The sequence below is a fragment of the Rhizobium sp. JAB6 genome (genome assembly GCF_003024605.1).
Taxonomy (GTDB): domain Bacteria; phylum Pseudomonadota; class Alphaproteobacteria; order Rhizobiales; family Rhizobiaceae; genus Rhizobium.
In genome coordinates, this window is sequence record NZ_PYJQ01000009.1 from 651,037 (window position 1) to 667,710 (window position 16,674).

18 protein-coding genes are annotated in these 16,674 nt (G+C 60.3%); 7 read left to right on the forward strand and 11 right to left on the reverse strand.

The window, feature by feature from the left end; genetic code table 11:
- From C7U61_RS13100 to C7U61_RS13120, 5 genes are all read left to right on the forward strand, one after another.
- Entirely contained in the window at positions 1–996 is a 996-nt protein-coding gene (locus C7U61_RS13100; RefSeq protein ID WP_106998483.1) for an ABC transporter ATP-binding protein, read from the forward strand.
- Positions 989–1,975, forward strand: a complete 987-nt coding sequence (locus C7U61_RS13105) for an oligopeptide/dipeptide ABC transporter ATP-binding protein (RefSeq protein ID WP_106998484.1) — start codon at positions 989–991, stop codon at positions 1,973–1,975. Before C7U61_RS13100 ends, C7U61_RS13105 begins: the two co-directional genes overlap by 8 nt.
- Positions 1,976–2,074: 99 nt before the next feature.
- Complete coding sequence (locus C7U61_RS13110; protein WP_106998485.1) at positions 2,075–2,992, forward strand: sugar kinase; 918 nt, start codon at positions 2,075–2,077, stop codon at positions 2,990–2,992.
- Between the two features lie 123 nt (positions 2,993–3,115).
- Positions 3,116–4,216: a glycosyltransferase family 1 protein gene (locus C7U61_RS13115; RefSeq protein WP_106998486.1), complete on the forward strand. Its 1,101-nt coding sequence runs from the start codon at positions 3,116–3,118 to the stop codon at positions 4,214–4,216.
- A gap of 268 nt (positions 4,217–4,484) precedes the next feature.
- Positions 4,485–4,925: a MarR family transcriptional regulator gene (locus C7U61_RS13120; RefSeq protein WP_106998487.1), complete on the forward strand. Its 441-nt coding sequence runs from the start codon at positions 4,485–4,487 to the stop codon at positions 4,923–4,925.
- Positions 4,926–4,950: 25 nt separating this feature from the next.
- Here C7U61_RS13120 and der read toward each other — a convergent pair whose 3' ends face one another.
- The 3 genes from der to C7U61_RS13135 all read right to left on the reverse strand — a co-directional run bounded on the left by der (position 4,951) and on the right by C7U61_RS13135 (position 7,756).
- On the reverse strand, positions 4,951–6,378 hold the full coding sequence (gene der, locus C7U61_RS13125; RefSeq protein WP_106998488.1) for a ribosome biogenesis GTPase Der: 1,428 nt from the start codon (positions 6,376–6,378) through the stop codon (positions 4,951–4,953).
- A gap of 11 nt (positions 6,379–6,389) precedes the next feature.
- Complete coding sequence (locus C7U61_RS13130) at positions 6,390–7,073, reverse strand: tetratricopeptide repeat protein (RefSeq protein WP_106998489.1); 684 nt, start codon at positions 7,071–7,073, stop codon at positions 6,390–6,392.
- Positions 7,074–7,174: 101 nt separating this feature from the next.
- Positions 7,175–7,756: an NnrU family protein gene (locus C7U61_RS13135; RefSeq protein WP_106998490.1), complete on the reverse strand. Its 582-nt coding sequence runs from the start codon at positions 7,754–7,756 to the stop codon at positions 7,175–7,177.
- Positions 7,757–7,935: 179 nt separating this feature from the next.
- Here C7U61_RS13135 and C7U61_RS13140 point away from each other — a divergent pair, with 179 nt between their 5' ends.
- Positions 7,936–8,916, forward strand: coding sequence for a polysaccharide deacetylase (locus tag C7U61_RS13140; RefSeq protein WP_106998491.1), 981 nt, complete (start codon positions 7,936–7,938; stop codon positions 8,914–8,916).
- A gap of 224 nt (positions 8,917–9,140) precedes the next feature.
- Here C7U61_RS13140 and sbmA read toward each other — a convergent pair whose 3' ends face one another.
- A complete protein-coding gene (sbmA, locus tag C7U61_RS13145; RefSeq protein ID WP_106998492.1) occupies positions 9,141–10,406 on the reverse strand; it encodes a peptide antibiotic transporter SbmA in 1,266 nt (421 codons plus the stop codon).
- Between the two features lie 422 nt (positions 10,407–10,828).
- Here sbmA and C7U61_RS13150 point away from each other — a divergent pair, with 422 nt between their 5' ends.
- The gene (locus C7U61_RS13150; protein ID WP_106998493.1) at positions 10,829–11,413 is read left to right on the forward strand and encodes a PadR family transcriptional regulator; all 585 of its coding nucleotides are present in this window, start codon (positions 10,829–10,831) and stop codon (positions 11,411–11,413) included.
- Between the two features lie 9 nt (positions 11,414–11,422).
- Here C7U61_RS13150 and map read toward each other — a convergent pair whose 3' ends face one another.
- From map to C7U61_RS13185, 7 genes are all read right to left on the reverse strand, one after another.
- A complete protein-coding gene (gene map, locus C7U61_RS13155) occupies positions 11,423–12,175 on the reverse strand; it encodes a type I methionyl aminopeptidase (RefSeq protein ID WP_106998494.1) in 753 nt (250 codons plus the stop codon).
- Between the two features lie 139 nt (positions 12,176–12,314).
- Positions 12,315–12,827, reverse strand: a complete 513-nt coding sequence (locus C7U61_RS13160) for a GNAT family protein (RefSeq protein ID WP_106998495.1) — start codon at positions 12,825–12,827, stop codon at positions 12,315–12,317.
- 51 nt (positions 12,828–12,878) lie between these two features.
- On the reverse strand, positions 12,879–13,307 hold the full coding sequence (locus C7U61_RS13165) for a DoxX family protein (RefSeq protein ID WP_106998496.1): 429 nt from the start codon (positions 13,305–13,307) through the stop codon (positions 12,879–12,881).
- A 30-nt stretch (positions 13,308–13,337) separates the two neighbouring features.
- The gene (locus tag C7U61_RS13170) at positions 13,338–13,808 is read right to left on the reverse strand and encodes an SRPBCC family protein (RefSeq protein ID WP_106998497.1); all 471 of its coding nucleotides are present in this window, start codon (positions 13,806–13,808) and stop codon (positions 13,338–13,340) included.
- Between the two features lie 97 nt (positions 13,809–13,905).
- Entirely contained in the window at positions 13,906–15,162 is a 1,257-nt protein-coding gene (locus C7U61_RS13175) for an RNA polymerase sigma factor (protein WP_106998498.1), read from the reverse strand.
- Complete coding sequence (locus C7U61_RS13180) at positions 15,159–15,533, reverse strand: YciI family protein (protein ID WP_106998499.1); 375 nt, start codon at positions 15,531–15,533, stop codon at positions 15,159–15,161. Before C7U61_RS13180 ends, C7U61_RS13175 begins: the two co-directional genes overlap by 4 nt.
- 208 nt (positions 15,534–15,741) lie before the next feature.
- The gene (locus C7U61_RS13185; RefSeq protein ID WP_245410791.1) at positions 15,742–16,551 is read right to left on the reverse strand and encodes a membrane-anchored protein; all 810 of its coding nucleotides are present in this window, start codon (positions 16,549–16,551) and stop codon (positions 15,742–15,744) included.
- Positions 16,552–16,674 lie beyond the last annotated feature (123 nt).

The following is a 16,674-nucleotide window of genomic DNA, read 5'->3' on the forward strand; positions in this document are numbered from 1 at the left end:
ATGACAGACACACTTCTCGAACTCAAAGACTACTCCATCACCTTCCGCACGCCGGAAGGCGAAGTGGCGGCGGTTTCGAAGATGAACCTCAAGATCGGCCGAGGTGAACGTATCGCCGTTGTCGGCGAGTCCGGCTCCGGCAAGAGCCAGACCTTCCTCGGCCTCATGGGCCTGCTCGCCAAGAACGGCCGCACCAGCGGCCAGGCTCTGCTCGATGGCAAGGACCTGCTGACGCTGAAACCGCGCGAGCTCGACCATGTGCGCGGCAAGGACATGGCTATGGTCTTCCAGGACCCGATGACCGCCCTCAACCCGTCCCTGCGCATCTCGCGGCAGCTGACGGAGCAGCTCGAGGTCCATGGCGGCCTGACGGCGCGCGCAGCCTCTGCAGCGGCACTCGATATGCTGAAGCGGGTCGGCATCCCTGATCCGACACGCCGCTTCAGCCTCTATCCGCACGAGCTGTCGGGCGGCATGCGCCAACGCGTCGTCATCGCCATGGCGCTGCTGACCAAACCGAAGCTCCTCATTGCCGATGAGCCGACCACCGCGCTTGACGTGACGATCCAGGCGCAAATCCTCGATCTTTTCAATGAATTGACCGCGGAAATGCACACGGCGCTGGTGATGATCACCCATGACCTCGGTGTCGTCGCCGGCCTCGCCGACCGCGTTGCCGTCATGTATGCCGGCCGCATCGTCGAGGAAGCGCCGGTCGAAGAGCTGTTCGAAAATCCGGCCCATCCCTATACGGCGGCGCTCCACTCGGCGATCCCGCGGCCGGATCAGGATGTCGACGATCTCACCGTCATCCCCGGCCGTCCGCCGAACCTGATGCATCTGCCGCGCGGCTGCTCCTTCTCGCCGCGCTGCGCCCATGTCCAGGACGATTGTCTGAACGCGGCGCCTCCGCTCGATCGGCTGGCATCGCGACGCTGCGCAGCTTGCTTCCACCCCCTTTCGGCTAATCAGGAACGGAGCCTCGTCCATGGCTGAGCAAACGCTTCTGAAGGTCGAGCATCTGACGACCGAATTCGAACTGCCATCGAAATCCTTCTTCAGGCCGCCGCTGATCCTGACTGCGGTCAACGATGTCAGCTTCGAGCTGAAGACCGGCCGCACGCTCGGCATCGTCGGCGAGTCCGGCTGCGGCAAGTCCACGCTCGGCCGCTCCATCCTGCGGCTGATCAAAGCGCAGAAGGGCCGTATAATGTGGCAAGGCGGCAACCTGCTCGATCTCACCGATGAGGAAATGCGCGCCGCCCGCCGCGACATGCAGATCATCTTCCAGGACCCGATCGCCTCGCTCGATCCGCGCATGACCGTGGGTGACATCATCGCCGAGCCGCTCACCGTCTTCGAGCCGAAACTGAGTCGCGCGCAGCGGCAGGATCGGGTGCGCGAGATCATGGCGGCAGTCGGCCTCGTTCCGGAAATGATCAACCGCTATCCGCATGAATTTTCGGGCGGACAGGCGCAGCGCATCGGCATTGCCCGCGCGGTCATCACCCGGCCGAAACTTATCATCTGCGACGAACCGGTCTCGGCCCTCGACGTCTCGATCCAGGGACAGGTCATCACCCTGCTGCGCCGCCTGCGCAAGGAGTTTGGCCTTACCCTGATCTTCATCAGCCACGATCTTTCGGTCGTGCGCCTGATCTCGGATGACGTGCTGGTGCTCTATCTCGGCAGGGTGGTCGAAGCCGGCGAAGCAGCAACCGTCTTCGACCATCCGGCTCACCCCTATACGCAGGCATTGTTCTCGGCAGCCCCCATCCCCGATCCGAAGCTGGCGCGTGGCCGCGAGCGTATCCGCCTGCAGGGCGATCCGCCCTCGCCGCTCAATCCGCCGCCGGGCTGCGTCTTCTCGCCCCGCTGCTGGAAGGCGACGGATATCTGCCGCACGAAGATGCCGCCGACCGAGCAGGTGCGTCCGGGCCAGACCGCGGCCTGCTATCACATGGATCGGCCGTAAAGCGCGTCCATCGAAAGTGGACGGCGGCTGCCGCCGTCCACCTTGCCCCCGCCTCTGCTTGCGCGTATGCAGCACCGAGGCAAAATGCAGGAGGCAGTCTTGGGCGGGCGTTTTCTATCGATCGGCGAATGCATGGTGGAACTGTCGCAGGCCGATGACGGACACCTGCGCAAGGGCTTTGCCGGCGACACCTTCAACACTGCCTGGTATGCCCGCGCCTGCCTGCCGGCGGACTGGTCGATCGATTATTTCACCGCACTCGGCGACGATGCCATGTCCGACGAGATGATCGCTTTCATGGCCAGCGCCGGTATCGGCACGCAGAGCATCCGCCGCCTTCGCGGCAAGACGCCCGGCCTCTACATGATCAATCTGAAGGACGGGGAGCGCTCCTTCAGCTATTGGCGCGACAGCTCTGCCGCCCGACAGCTTGCGACCGATGGCGATGCCCTGCGCACGGCAATCGAAGCCTCCGACGTCCTCTATTTTTCCGGCATTACGCTGGCAATCCTCGCGCGCGAAGACGCGTTCACTTTGCTCGCGGAACTGCGCCGGGCCAAGGCTGCCGGCAAGTTGGTCGCCTTCGATCCCAACCTGCGCCCTCGCCTGTGGTCCAGCCTCGACGCAATGCATACGATGATTGCGGAGGGAGCGCGTGCCGCGACGCTCGTCATGCCGAGCTTCGACGATGAAGCCGCACATTTCGGTGACGATTCGATTGCCGCCACCATACGCCGCTATCGGCAATATGGAGCCCCCATGGTCATCGTCAAGAATGGCCCCGACGGCGCAACCATTGGCGACGGCACTCAGGAGACGCTCGTTCCGGCGGTCAAGGTCGTCAAGGTTATCGACACCACCAGTGCCGGCGACAGCTTCAACGGCGCCTTTCTGGCACATTATCTGCAGCACAAGGATGCGGTTGCCGCCGCCGGATTCGCGGCCAAGATCGCGGCAAGGGTCATTCAGGAATACGGCGCGCTCGTCTCGCCTGAGAAGCTGAAGTCCATCCGCTAAACGCTGTAATATTTCCATCATGGAGACGCCCCACAATAGAGTGGGCGCGGGAATCATGTTTGAAGCACCGCAATCGCTGACACCGCCATCGTGAGGATGCGGTGCGGATGGACTGTTTTGGGCATGTTGCAACGCTTGTCAGACATCGATCAAACCACCTGGACGCAGGCGGCGACACCTGTCGCAGTACCTGAACGGCTGCTCATCGTCAGCGACGCGTGGCATCCGCAAGTCAACGGTGTGGTCCGCTCTATCGAGAACACCAATCGCGAACTGGCACGCATGGGCGTCGAGGTTTCGATGATCACGCCGGACGCCTTTCGCAACATCCCCTGCCCGACCTATCCGGAAATTCGGCTCTCGATCGCCAGCTATCGCAAGATCGCCGCGAGAATAGAAGCGCTCCGGCCCACTTATGTCCACATTGCCACCGAAGGACCCCTCGGGCTCACGGCAAGGCGCTGGTGCCTGAGAAATGGCATGCCGTTTTCGACCAGCTACCATACGCGTTTCCCTGAATATGTCGCCGCGCGCCTGCCGATACCGGAAAGCTGGCTCTATGCCTTCGTCAAATGGTTTCACAATGCGGGCTATGGCTGCATGGTGGCGACACCAAGCCTGGCAAACGAGCTCAGGCAGCGTGGCATCCGCAATCTGCTGCCCTGGAGCCGTGGCATTGACTCCTCCCTGTTCCGGCCACAGCCCCAGGACGACGCACCCTTCGGCCTGCCGCGCCCGATCTTCATGACCGTCGGCCGCGTGGCGCTTGAAAAGAACCTGCCCGCTTTCCTTGAACTCGATCTGCCCGGATCGAAAGTGGTGGTCGGCGATGGGCCCGCGCGGGCGGAACTTCAGAAGCTCTACCCCGATGTCCATTTTCTGGGCGCGAAATTCGAGGAAGAACTGGCGCACGCCTATTCACAGGCCGACGTCTTCGTCTTCCCGTCCAGGACCGACACGTTCGGCAACGCCATTCTGGAAGCGCTGGCGAGCGGCGTCCCGGTCGCCGCCTACCCAGTCACCGGCCCCGCGGACATTCTGGGAGGAAACAGGACAGCCGGCGTCGTGGATACCGACCTGGCGACTGCCTGTCTTGCTGCCCTTTCCTGCTCGCGTGATGCTGCACGCGCGCTGGCACTGAACTATTCCTGGGAAGCTGCAACAGCGCAATTTATCGGCAATGTCCGGATTGCCAACCATCGAGGCCGAGCTCATCCCCGCTGAACTGGCGGTCCGCTTCCTTCAGCATTGAATGTTATTGACCCGACGCGCCAGAACCAATGTCATTTCGGCCTTGGTTTCAAAGTCAGCACCCGAGACCTCGCCATAGCACCCGGTGTCAAATCTCCGCAGCCCAGATGCGAGTGCCGGAAGATATCGGCCAGCGAACGGTATCCTCAGAAAAGGAAGAAACCCCGTAGCCCAAGCATAAATTTGGGTGTACAATTATTTATCGCACGACTTACATAAGACCTCTCAGGGAGTTCTTGAGATGACCGACGACCTGTTAAAGCTGGATAACTTCATCTGCTTCGCACTCTATTCGGCGAACCATGCGATGAACCGGCTCTATAAACCCATGCTGGACGCGCTCAATCTCACCTATCCGCAATATCTCGTCATGGTGACGCTGTGGGAAGAAGACGGCCAGACCGTCGGCGGCATCGGTGAAAAGCTGTTCCTCGAATCGAGCACGCTGACGCCGCTGTTGAAGCGTTTGGAGGCAGCCGGCTTCATCAAGCGCATCCGCAGCAAGGAAGACGAGCGCCAGGTCCTGATTCAGCTGACCGGCGAAGGCAGGGCGCTGAAGAAGAAGGCGGCGACAGTTCCCCCGTGCGTTCTCGAAGCCACGGAACAAACGCCCGAAGAACTGGTGCGGCTGAAGACGGAAATCACGATGCTGCGCGAAGCGCTGAGCAGAAATGCGGCCTGACGCGCGCGATCACAGGATCGGCGGATTACCGCTTCTTCTTGTTTTCGTAAGGATTTTCCGACGAGCGGAAGTGGATGCGGATCGGTACGCCGGGCATGGCGAAATCTGCGCGCAGACCGTTGATCAGGTAGCGTACATAGGACTCCGGCAGAGCGTCCGAACGGGTGCAGGAGATCATGAAGGCCGGCGGCCGCGCCTTAACCTGCGTCATATATTTCAGCTTGATGCGTCGGCCGGAAACGGCCGGCGGCGGATGCTGAACCTGCTGCGTCTCGAGCCAGCGGTTGAGGCGCGCGGTCGACACACGCTTGTTCCAGACCTTGTCGGTATCGACGATCGCCTGCATCAGGCGGTCGAGCCCCTCGCCCGTCTGGCCGGCAATCGGTATCGCGCGAATCCCGCGCGCCTGCGGCAATAGGCGGTCGGTCTTTTCACGCAGATCGGCAAGCACGGCCTGGCGATCCTCGATCATGTCCCACTTGTTGAAGGCAAGCACGGCGGCACGTCCTTCGCGGATCACGAGATCGACGATCTGCAGATCCTGCTTCTCGAAGGGAATGGTCGCATCGAAGACGATGACGACGGTTTCGGCAAAGCGAATGGCACGCAGCGTGTCGGCCACTGAAAGCTTTTCCAGCTTCTCGGTCACCTTCGCCTTGCGGCGCATGCCGGCGGTATCGAACATCTTGACGGTACGGCCGCGCCAAATCCAGTCGACCGAAATGGAATCCCGCGTAATGCCGGCTTCCGGGCCGGTCAGCAGCCGGTCTTCGCCGAGAAAGCGGTTGATGAGCGTCGACTTACCGGCATTCGGGCGGCCTACGATCGCCACACGCAGCGGGCGCATCTCGTCATAGGCCGGCTCTTCATCGATCTCCTCGCCATCTTCGCCGGTGGCCGGACGCGGAATGCTGACATTCGTCTCCGCCTCGTCTTCCTCTTCCGGGAAGGCGCGTTCGGGGCCGATGGCCTCAACGATCGCGTCGCGCAGATCCATCATGCCCTGGCCGTGTTCGGCCGAGATCGGGCAAGGTTCGCCGAGACCGAGCGTATAGGCATCGTAAAAGCCGCTGTCGGAGCCGCGGGCTTCCGATTTATTGGCAACGAGCACGACGGGCCGGCCGCGCTTGCGCAGCATTTCGGCGAGCGTCTTGTCGACATGCGTCAGGCCCATCTTGGCATCGACGACGAAGAGCGTCAGATCGGCTTCATCGATCGCCGCTTCCGTCTGGGCGCGCATGCGGCCTTCCAGCGTCTCCTCGCCAGCTTCTTCGAGGCCGGCGGTATCGACGATGCGGAAGCGAAGATCGATCAGCTTGGCTTCACCGGGACGGCGGTCACGCGTGACACCCGGCGTATCGTCGACGAGTGCCAGCTTCTTGCCAACCAGACGGTTGAACAGCGTGGACTTGCCGACATTCGGGCGACCGACGATCGCGACCGTAAAACTCATTGAGCGATCCTTCAGCCTTTTGCGACCGGAGCCTTGCCGGATGCAGTGATAAGGTCGAGCAGCATCTGGGCACGGTTGGCAACGTTGCGCGGGCTCTGCGGATCGTCGACGATCGCCTGGAACCACTGCCGGGCCTTGGCGAAATCCCCGGCCTTGTAGGCAGCAAGGCCGAGAACGTCGCGCGCCGAATGGCGGAAGGCATCAGCGGGGACGGCGAGCTCCTGCGCTTCGGCGGCGACCTGATCGTAGGTGCCGGTATCGACCAGCAGATAGGCAGCGCGCAAGCGGGCCGCATCGCGGATAACGACGGGAAGGTCCGTCTGCTTGCCGATCGCCGAGAATGTGGCGATGGCAGCGGCCTTGTCGCCCTTCTGCGCCTGCAGCGTTGCGGCGCGCAGTCGTGCCAGCACCGGATAGGAACCAGGGCCGCTCTTTTCGATGGCGGCGAATGCGGCCAGCGCCTCATCCGTCTTGTTCTGATCGGCAAGCGTCAGCGCGGCAATGAACTGATCGCCGCCGCTGCCAGCCTGATTGCCGGCCCAATAGCGATAGCCGCTATAGGCCGCGGTGGCGAGAACGATGAGCACGGCCAGTCCGATGATGAGCTTGCCGAAACGGCGCCATATGAACCGCAACTGGTCCGAGCGCAGTTCCTCATTCACCTCGCGGATGAAGCTATCGTCATTGAATGCCATTCTCGTCTCCGGCCCAGGCCAAATAGTTCCAACAAGCTTAGGGGTTAGTTGGGCCTTCTACTCCATTTTACGGCTTATGTAAGGGGGAACGGCGGAAATCGTCACATAACCAGCGGCGAAACGCCGATAATCCACGCATGAAGCTTCCAAATGATCAAGATCCAGGCGATCGCACCGATGATGATCGCATAAAGATCGTATTTGGCCGAGACGAAGGGACGCAGTGTGATTTCGCCCGCCCGCTCGCGCCGCTTCAGCGAAATGCGCAGGATCACGCCCCAGGCAAGAAAGGCGGCAAAGAGCAGCATGGCCGCACCGTCGCCATTCGATAGAAGATGCGCGAGGGCCCAGATCTTCACCGACAGCACCATCGGATGCTTGGTCTTGACCGCAATGTGTCCGGCCGGCAGCAGCGAGGCGACAAGACAGATCAGGGCGAACAGCATCAGCAGGATGGTGATGTGGCTCATCCAGATCGGCGGCGACCAGATCGGCGTCATGTCGCGCGCCTGGCCGAAGCCGTAAATCAGGACGATCAGCGCGATGATACTGGCAATCGAATAGGCGATCTTCCAGCCCTCTTCGCCAAGGCTGGCAATCAATGAGGTCCGCAGGCCGGGTACCACGACGCGGATCAGGTGGAGGCCGAGAAAAAGAACAATGCCGAGAACGAGCAATGCCATGGATGAAATCCTCTATGGTCTTGTAGCCACATCCTTATCGGCTGCCGCAAAAAAATGCCAGCATCACCGCAGCTTCGCCGCAATTGCGCGAAAGGAAGAATGTGACCCGGAGCGCGCCATCCCCATATCGCCAGACGATCTTGGCAAGCCGTGCTCGACCCAATCAGTATTTGGTGCCCATGTTTCGCTTTGCTACCTGTCTCTCCCTCGCCATTTCCCTGGGCCTGCCCGCCGCCGCCCAGGCGGATGCCAAGCCCAAGCAGCTGGTCATGATTTCCTTCGATGGCGCTCATGACAATGCACTCTGGACCAAGAGCCGCGAGATCGCTTCGCGCAACGGCGCGCATTTCACTTACTTTCTGTCGTGCACCTTCCTGATGAACCAGGCGCAGGCCAAGGCCTATCAGGGACCGAAGCAGCGGCCGGGCAAATCCAATGTCGGCTTCGCCAAGAGCGAGGACGATGTCCGCACCCGCATCGCCAACATCTGGGGCGCCCATCAGGAAGGCCACGATATTTCCAGCCATGCCTGTGGTCATTTCGATGGCAAGGGCTGGAGTGCTGCCGATTGGAAACAGGAATTCACGAATGCCCGCATCGCGCTTCGCGACGCCTGGAAGAATGTCGGCCTCGCCGATAAGGAACCTCAGGATTGGGCGGACTTCGCCACGAATGACGTCAAGGGATTCCGCGCACCCTATCTTTCTACCAGCGATGGTCTCGTGCCGGCGGAAAAAGAGATGGGCTTTCAGTATGACGCAAGCCTCGTCACCAAGGGACCTGCCCTGCCGCAGGTCGTCGACGGCATCTATCGCTTCGGCCTGCCATTGATCCCCGAAGGCCCCGGGCAGCGCCCGGTCATCGGCATGGATTACAATCTTTATGTGCGCCACTCCAAGGGCGCCGAGGACAAGGCAAACGCCAAGACCTATGAAGACCGCGCCTTCGAAGCCTTCGAGGCGGCTTTCAACAAGCAGTACGACGGCGAGCGCATCCCGCTGCAGCTCGGCTTCCATTTCGTCGAAATGAATGACGGCGCCTACTGGCGCGCCCTCGACCGTTTCGTCAGTGACGTCTGCCACAAACAGGATGTCGCCTGCGTCAGCTATTCCGAAGCGATCCCGCTCATCGCGGCAAGAGGCAAGCCGCAGCAGGGGTGAAAAGCGGTTGGGCAAAGCCCGAGCAATCGATCGCGTGAATCGATTGCCGCGGCGGACGCCGTGGTTCGAGACGGCCCTTCAGGCCTCTCCATGAGGGCCTCACCTCCAACGGCTCAACTCCTCGGATTCACTGCGAAATCAACTCCATCCTCACCCAGAGTTTTGTCAAAGGGAGAGGATGACTCGGATCTTCTGACCAATGGGAAGGTCAGAACCTTTTGCCGTCAACCATCCGCGTGAATGACGCCGGCCTCACGTTCCAAATAGCGCTGATCGATCGGCGGCAGCGGCTCGTCATAGATAGCGGCCTCGAAGGCTTTCAGACGCTTGTGGATCGACAGCAGTTCGATGATCGTCGTCCAGGAGCTGACGAGATACTGGAAAGAATTGCTGACCTGACCGAAGGCGGTGGCGATTTGCTGCCAGATGCCAAGCGTGATCTTGTGGGCGACGAACGTCGGCACCAACACGAAATAGAGAAAGATCGCATCGAGCTGCCCATAGGAATAGCGCGCAATGTTGAAATAGGCGTAGTGGAAATACATCCGGAAATAGTTACGCCGAACGTTGGAGAAGAGCTCCTTTACAGTCAGCGGCTGCGCCCGGTCTTCTCGATCTTCGCCATAGACGAGCTCCTTTCGGTAGGCCGCTTCCACCCGCTGATTTCGGAAGTTCAATCCCGGAAGTTTTATACCGAAGAGCGCGAGCAGGAACGTACCGAATACCGACCAAATAAGCGCCAGCCAAACCAGCGAATACGGGATTGCGCCAATAATCGGCAAATCAGTCACATATTGTGAGAGTTCCAAAAGGATGGGCAGGAACACGATGAGGGTCATGACAGAGCCGATCAGGCTAACCCCGAGCCCTTCGAGGTTCGTCGCAAAGCGCATCGTATCTTCCTGAACACGCTGCGATGCGCCTTCGATATGTCGGAGCTTTTCCCATTTCGACATATAGAAATTGTTCATCGCCCAACGCCAACGGAAGAGATAATGGCTCAGGAAAAACGATGAAATGACGCTCACTGTGACGCCCACCATGCCGAGCTGCGTGAACGCCCATAGCAAAGCATAGAAATCCGCATTGGTAACGCCCGGCTTTCCCCCGAGCGCATTTTGCAGAAGATCAAAAAATGGCCTGCGCCATACGTTCACGGCGACGTCGATCTGAACACCGAAATAGGTAATGAATACGATGAAAGCGGATCCCCACACGGACCAGAGGACCCAGGGGTTGTTCTTGGAAACCACTTGCCAAAAACCGCAAAAGACGGCGGCACAGAGAATAAAGTAAATATAGAACAGGAAATTGGTGGGGGCAGCAAAGAACGCTGCTCCGACCGGCTGCTGCTCTTCCGGAAGCGGCGGATAGCCCATGGACGCCACGACATGGGCACCGACAAAGTACCACAGAAAAACGCAGACAAGCGCCCACACGACCGCTGAGGAAAAAAACAATCTCGGATTCGGGAAGAAAGAATGAAACACGACGGTTAGGATTCCTGTTGGTTCGAACGACCGCAATGGCGTCAATTTGCGGCGAGCCTAAGACAGTTCGCCGGGAGCGGCAACCGTCGGAGCCCTATTCTTACGTAGATGTAACCGCTTATCCCATGATCGTGATGCAGTTGTTCAGCAGCGAATTTTCATCCACTGGATGAGCCCCTCCTCATAGAGACGCATCTCCTTCGTCGATTACTCAATCTGCATATCGCCCCCTTGCAGAATTCTATCTTACGATATATATCTTACGACATGACGAACGATATAAGCTCTCACACTTTAAAAGGAGAAACGATATGAGAGGTTTCAGAGATCGCATGTTCGGAGATAGCTTTGACATGGTCGAGGCATATATCCTACGACATGGCCGAGGCCGTGAATCGCGCGGCGAGCATAGGAGAGACTTTATGAGAGGCTTCAAGGGCGGCATGTTCGGCGGCGGGTTTCGCACCGGCCGCAAGTTCGATGCGGCCGATCTGCAGCTCATCATTCTTGCCCTGCTCTCCGAGCAGCCGCGCCACGGCTATGAACTGATCAAGACCTTCGAAGAGCGCTCGGGCGGCTTTTACGTGCCGAGCCCGGGCGTCATCTATCCTGCCCTCACCTATCTCGAAGAGACAGGGCAGGCAGAGGTCGAGGTCAGCGGCACGAAGAAGCTCTACCGCATCACCGAAAGCGGCCAGAAGCGTGTCGACGACAATCGTGATCTGGTCGAGGTGACACTCGCAAAGCTCACGTCCATCGGCGAGAAAATGGCCCGTGTTCGCGAGGTTTTCGGCGGTGAGGACGAGGATGGCCGCGACAATCCGTTCGATCGCCATGGCAGCGGCGACGTGCATCGCGCCCGCCATCTGCTCCGCACCGCACTTCGCTCGAAGTTCCCCTGGAGTAGGGCCGAAGGCGCACGCATCGCGGCAATTCTGGAGCGCGCCGCCGCCGATATCATCCGCGGCGAGACGAAGGGCCAGGACGAGCCAAAGGCTGATGATTGAGCCGAAATCTCACTTGTCCGGCAGAGTTAGGATGACGGGACCGTTGCGGGTGGCAACGATCGTGTGCTCGTACTGAACCGTGGGCGCCTGCGGATCGGCATAGAGCGTCCAGGCATCGTCGCCGCCCTCTGCCCAGATCGCGCCGAGCGAAAGAAATGGCTCGACGGTAAAGACCAGGCCATCCTCCATGATCCTGGTCTCGGAAGGGTCCGACCAGGTGGAAACCTCGGCGGGCTCTTCATGCAGCGAGCGGCCGATGCCATGGCTGGCGAGATTGGCAATCAAAGTGTAGCGGTTCTTCTGGGCGAATGCGCCGACGGCCTGCCCGATCTTTGCAAGCGGCGCGCCGCTTTTCACCTGATTGAGGCCGACCCAGAGCGCCCGCTTGCCGTCCCGGCAAAGGCGCTCGATCTTCGGCTTGACGGGCGGCACGGCAAAGGATGCGCCGGTGTCCGAAAAGAACCCGTCCTTCTCCGCCGATACATCGAGATTGACCAGATCCCCCGCCTTGATCACGCGCGGACCCGGAATGCCGTGCGCCACTTCCTCGTTAATGCTGATGCAGGTCGCGCCGGGAAACTTGTAGACCAGCTCCGGCGCCGATTGCGCGCCGGCATCCTCCAGTACCTTGCGGCCGATCGCGTCCAGCTCCAGCGTGGTGATGCCCGGCTCCAGAGCCGTGGCCATGGCCTCCAGCGCGTTGGCGCAGATGTGGCCGATATCTTTGAGCTTGGTCAGTTCTTCTTCGGTCGAAACGATCATTTAAGGCTTCCGGCACTCGCGCTCTCTCGGCAGCGGTTCGGCGAGAGGCTCAAGCTGGCTTTCGCCCCTTCCCTCCGCGCAGTCAATGTCTTTGTGAGGTTTTCCGCCAGATAGCGCGGCTTTCGAAATCTGAAAGGGGTCAGGAACGCGGATCGTCAGCGAGCAATGCCCAGCGCTCATGGTCACACCAGACGCCGCCGATCTTCAGGTATTTGGGCGAAAATCCCTCCTTGCGGAAGCCGAGCCGCTTGACCACCGCAATGGATGGATGATTGCCCGGCTGGATATTGGCCTCCAGCCGATGCAGGCCGATTGCGTCGAAGGCGTGGGCGACGGCCAGGCGGACCGCCTCCGTCATGAAGCCCTGGCCGGCAAATCCGACCATGCCGTGATAGCCGAGAAAGGCGCTGCGAAACCCGCCCCACACCATCTGATTGATATTGACGACGCCGACGATGCCGCCGGAGCCCGGCTCGCGCGCCACAAGACTTATATTCGGCCCCGTCACCGTCTGGCCGAGCCAGGCATCGAAACCGTCGCGATCGAGAAAGGGATAGGCCCATGGCACATGATGGGCGCGGCTGGCGATGTTGGCGGCGATCAGCTCGTCTGCATCCGATTGCCTGACCGGTGCGATGATCACTTGCGGCATGGCTCGCTCCGTCCTTGTTCGGGAGCGAGCTTTAGCAAATCGAATCCGAAATCAAAAGCTTCGCTGAAGGAGCGGAATCATTTTGCGAAGCGCTTCATAACGAAGATAAAGGCCGCCCCAGGCAATCACGCCGATATAGACGCCGAACAGCAGATGCGAGAAGATCGGGCTGCCGACCCTCAGATGCGTCGCAATCGCCCCGCCGAGAAGACCGGTCAACAGGATGGCGCCGAGAACCGACGTTCTCGGGATCCCATAGAGAATGGCGCAGCCGAGCGTGATGACACCGAGAAGCCGCGCAAGCGCCGGATCAACGGAATAGCCGAGCCCCGCCATCGTCTCCGTCACAACAGGCAACGGAATGAGCTTGATCACGCCGTCAAAGACAAGAAAGGCGATGACCAAGCCGCTGAGGATCATGCCGGCTACGCGCTGAGCGCGTGTGACTGACGGCAGAAATGAATCGCCTGCGTAAGACATTGTCGTATCCCCCGGAATTGAATCGGAAATTCAGATCTTCGCCGCCAATGCCGCGAGCTGATCGGCGCACTGTGCCCATCCCTGATGAAAGCCCATTTTCTCATGCGCTTCGCGATCTTCCGCCGACCAATGCAGGACGGTCGCGGTATAACGGGTCTTGCCGCCGCCGAGATCGTCGAGCTGGATCGTCACCACCATGAAAGGTTTCGCTGACGGCACCCAGGCGCTGGTGAAGGCATCGGTAAAGACGAGCCGCTCATTGGGAACGACCTCCAGATAAACGCCGTTGCCCGGATAATCCTCGCCCTCGGGGCTGCGCATGGTGATGGAGCTTGAACCGCCGGCTCGAGCATCGACACTGGCTGCCGATACCGCCCATGGCAGAGGCGCGAACCATTGCTTGAGAAGCGCCACGTCGGTCCAGCAACGAAAGATCTTTTCACGCGGCGCATCGATGACGCGGGTCAGGGAAAGTTCGTGTCGCTCGGTCTGCTCAGTCATGTCTTGCTCCTCTATGGTTTGACGCGGCCCGCTCGGCCTATACCTTAACGACGTTCGGAACCGCCGCTTCCCGACAGCACAAGTACAAATTTGCTGATTATTTCACAGAGGCGAGAGCGTCCGCGCTGAGACGATCGAGCTGATAACGGATATGGGCTGCTTCGGCCGGCGAACGGGCAAGTGCGATCGCCCTGTCGAAAGCAACGCGGGCTTCTTGCGCGCGGCCGAGCTGCGCGAGCAGACCACCCCTGACGCCATGAAAATAGAAATAGCTGTCGAGCGGCACTTCCAGCGTCGCAATCAGCGCCAGAGCCGCTTCCGGCCCCTTGAGTTTGGAGAGCGCAACCGAACGATTGAGCGTGACGACGGGAGAAGGCGTCAGCCGCTCCAGCATCTGGTAGAGGAGATCGATCTCCTCCCAATCCGTATCGGCGGCGCGCTTCGCTCTGGAATGCAGCGCCGCGATTGCCGCCTGTACCTGATAGGGGCCTGGCTTGCGGTGACGGATCGCTTTGTCCAGCAGCGCCAGCGCCTCGTCGATCAGTGTCCGATCCCAAAGCGAACGATCCTGATCTTCCAGAAGAATGATCTGTCCATTGGCATCGAACCGCGCGTCCTTTCGCGATTGCTGCAGGAGCATCAGCGCCAGCAGCGCCATGGTCTCCGGCTCGGAGGGAAAGATCCGCAACAGCAGCCGGCCAAGCCGGATCGCCTCGTCGGCGAAGGCAGCAGCCTCACGATGCGCTCCCCCGGCCGAATAGCCTTCATTGTAGATGAGGTAGATCATGGCGCTGACGAGCGCCAGCCTTTCGCTCCGCTCCACCGCGCCCGGCGCTTCAAAAGGAACGCCTGCGGCGGCCACGCGCGCCTTAGCTCTTGTGATGCGCTGCTCCATTGCGCTCTCGCTGACGAGGAAGGCGCGGGCGATCTGCTGCACCGAAAGGCCGGAAACGATGCGCAGCGCCAGCGCGATCTGTTGCGTGGCCGGCAGATCCGGATGGCAGCAGATGAAGAGCAATCGCAAAATATCGTCACGATATCCGGAGCCATCGAGCCGCTCGGCCAGATCGCTTTCGGCATCGCCCGTATCGGAGATCGTCTCCTCATCCGGCAGACTCTGCAATTTCGCCTGTTTGCGCACCGTATCGATGCCGCTATTGCGGCCGACGAAGATCAGCCAGGCGACGGGATCGCGCGGCGGCCCCTTGTCGGGCCAAGTCTTCAAGGCCCTGAGGCAGGCCTCCTGAAAGGCCTCCTCGGCAATGTCGAGATTGCGGAAATAGCGCAAAAGCGCGCCCATAACCTGTGGCCGGGCATTGGTAAGCGCGATGTCGATCCAGTCAATATCGGTCATGTTGCAACAGCTCCCGGCCGGAAGACGTAAAGCGGACGGATTTCATAGGAGCCGACGCCGGGATTGGCCGCGGCAAGCTCCTTCGAAAAACCGATGGCTTCGTCGAGGGTTTCAAAATCGACGACGTAGAAACCGAGCAACTGCTCCTTCGTTTCGGCAAAGGGACCGTCGATCACGATCGGTTCGTTCTTGCCCTTGCGCAGGGTCGTCGCCGCCGTCGTCGGCATCAAGCGTGCCACGGGGCCGAGCTTTCCAGCCGCCCTGAGCGGCTCCTGCACGGCAATCAACCGTGCCATCGTCGCGTCTTCCTGTTCCTTGGACCAGGCAAACACGGTATCTTCGTCATTGTAGCACAGGATGGCATAAAGCATGGATATTCCCTTCTCCCTTTAAAGACGAAGGAATATCACCTGCACCGACAGGCTACGTCAAAAAATATCGAAGAGGACGTCAGGCGCTCCCGCGCCGGATCGCCAGAATACCAGCCTTCGTATCAAGCTCCGCCACAGCGCCGATAAAAACGCTAGCGGGGCTATTGCTATGGTTGGGGGGGACGACAGCCATCAAGCCGCGCCCGCATCAGCTGGGCTGGGGATTTGCAGCGGTCGCCTGCGGCGATGACGGTCTTGCCATATGCGTCGCCGCTTCCTCCGCGCGCCCCGCTTCCGCCCTGCCCCTCCATAGAGGAAGGCCGATCGATCGTGACACGGCAGGATCGCTTGTAAATACCGGATAGCCGCGCTCGAGAAGCCGTTCGAGAACCTCGCGGTCCTTGCGGACATGCAATCGGGCGAGGTTTTCCTGATTATAGACATGTCCGCCGGAATCGGGATTGATGCCGGTGATGATGACTTCGGTCGCGCCGTTATAGATGGCGAAGAGCACGGCATTGATGCCGTTCGAGCATTTGTCGTCGGCGCAGAGCTCGCTGCACTTCACCCCGCCGACCCGGTCGAGCAGCGCCATGCGCTTGTAGCGATCGACGATCTCAAGCTTGTCATAGCCGTAATTGAAGGCTTTCAGCCCATCTTCCAGCCGTTGAAGCTCCTTCCGCCACAGCAGAACATAGAGCATCTTCGTGCGCTCGCCGTTCAGCACGCGGCGCACCTCGACGGCGTTTGTATTCGTTCCCTCGATCTGATTGAACTGGACAAGCGTCACATCGGGCGCCTCTATGCCCCAGCCCTTCGTCACCGTCTGCGAACCGTTGATGGTGATGACCTTGAAGCTTTCATCGAAATCCACCGGCTTGTTCGAAACCGGCGCCGAGCCGACGACCAGGACAGGCCCATAGAACCGCTCGGCGAGCATCGGCGGCTTCGGCCGGGTCAGGTGATATTTGATCTGCCGATAGTAATGTTTTTTCAGTTCAGAAAATGGAGCAGCCATTATTCGCTTTATCGTCTCTTGAGAGGGCGTCCGCCCTCAAGAGGCGCGGTCCGGCGAAATGCGGCCCAGAATCCTCATCGAGCTACGAACAACACGAGTATCGCTGCGCACACTTATATAAGC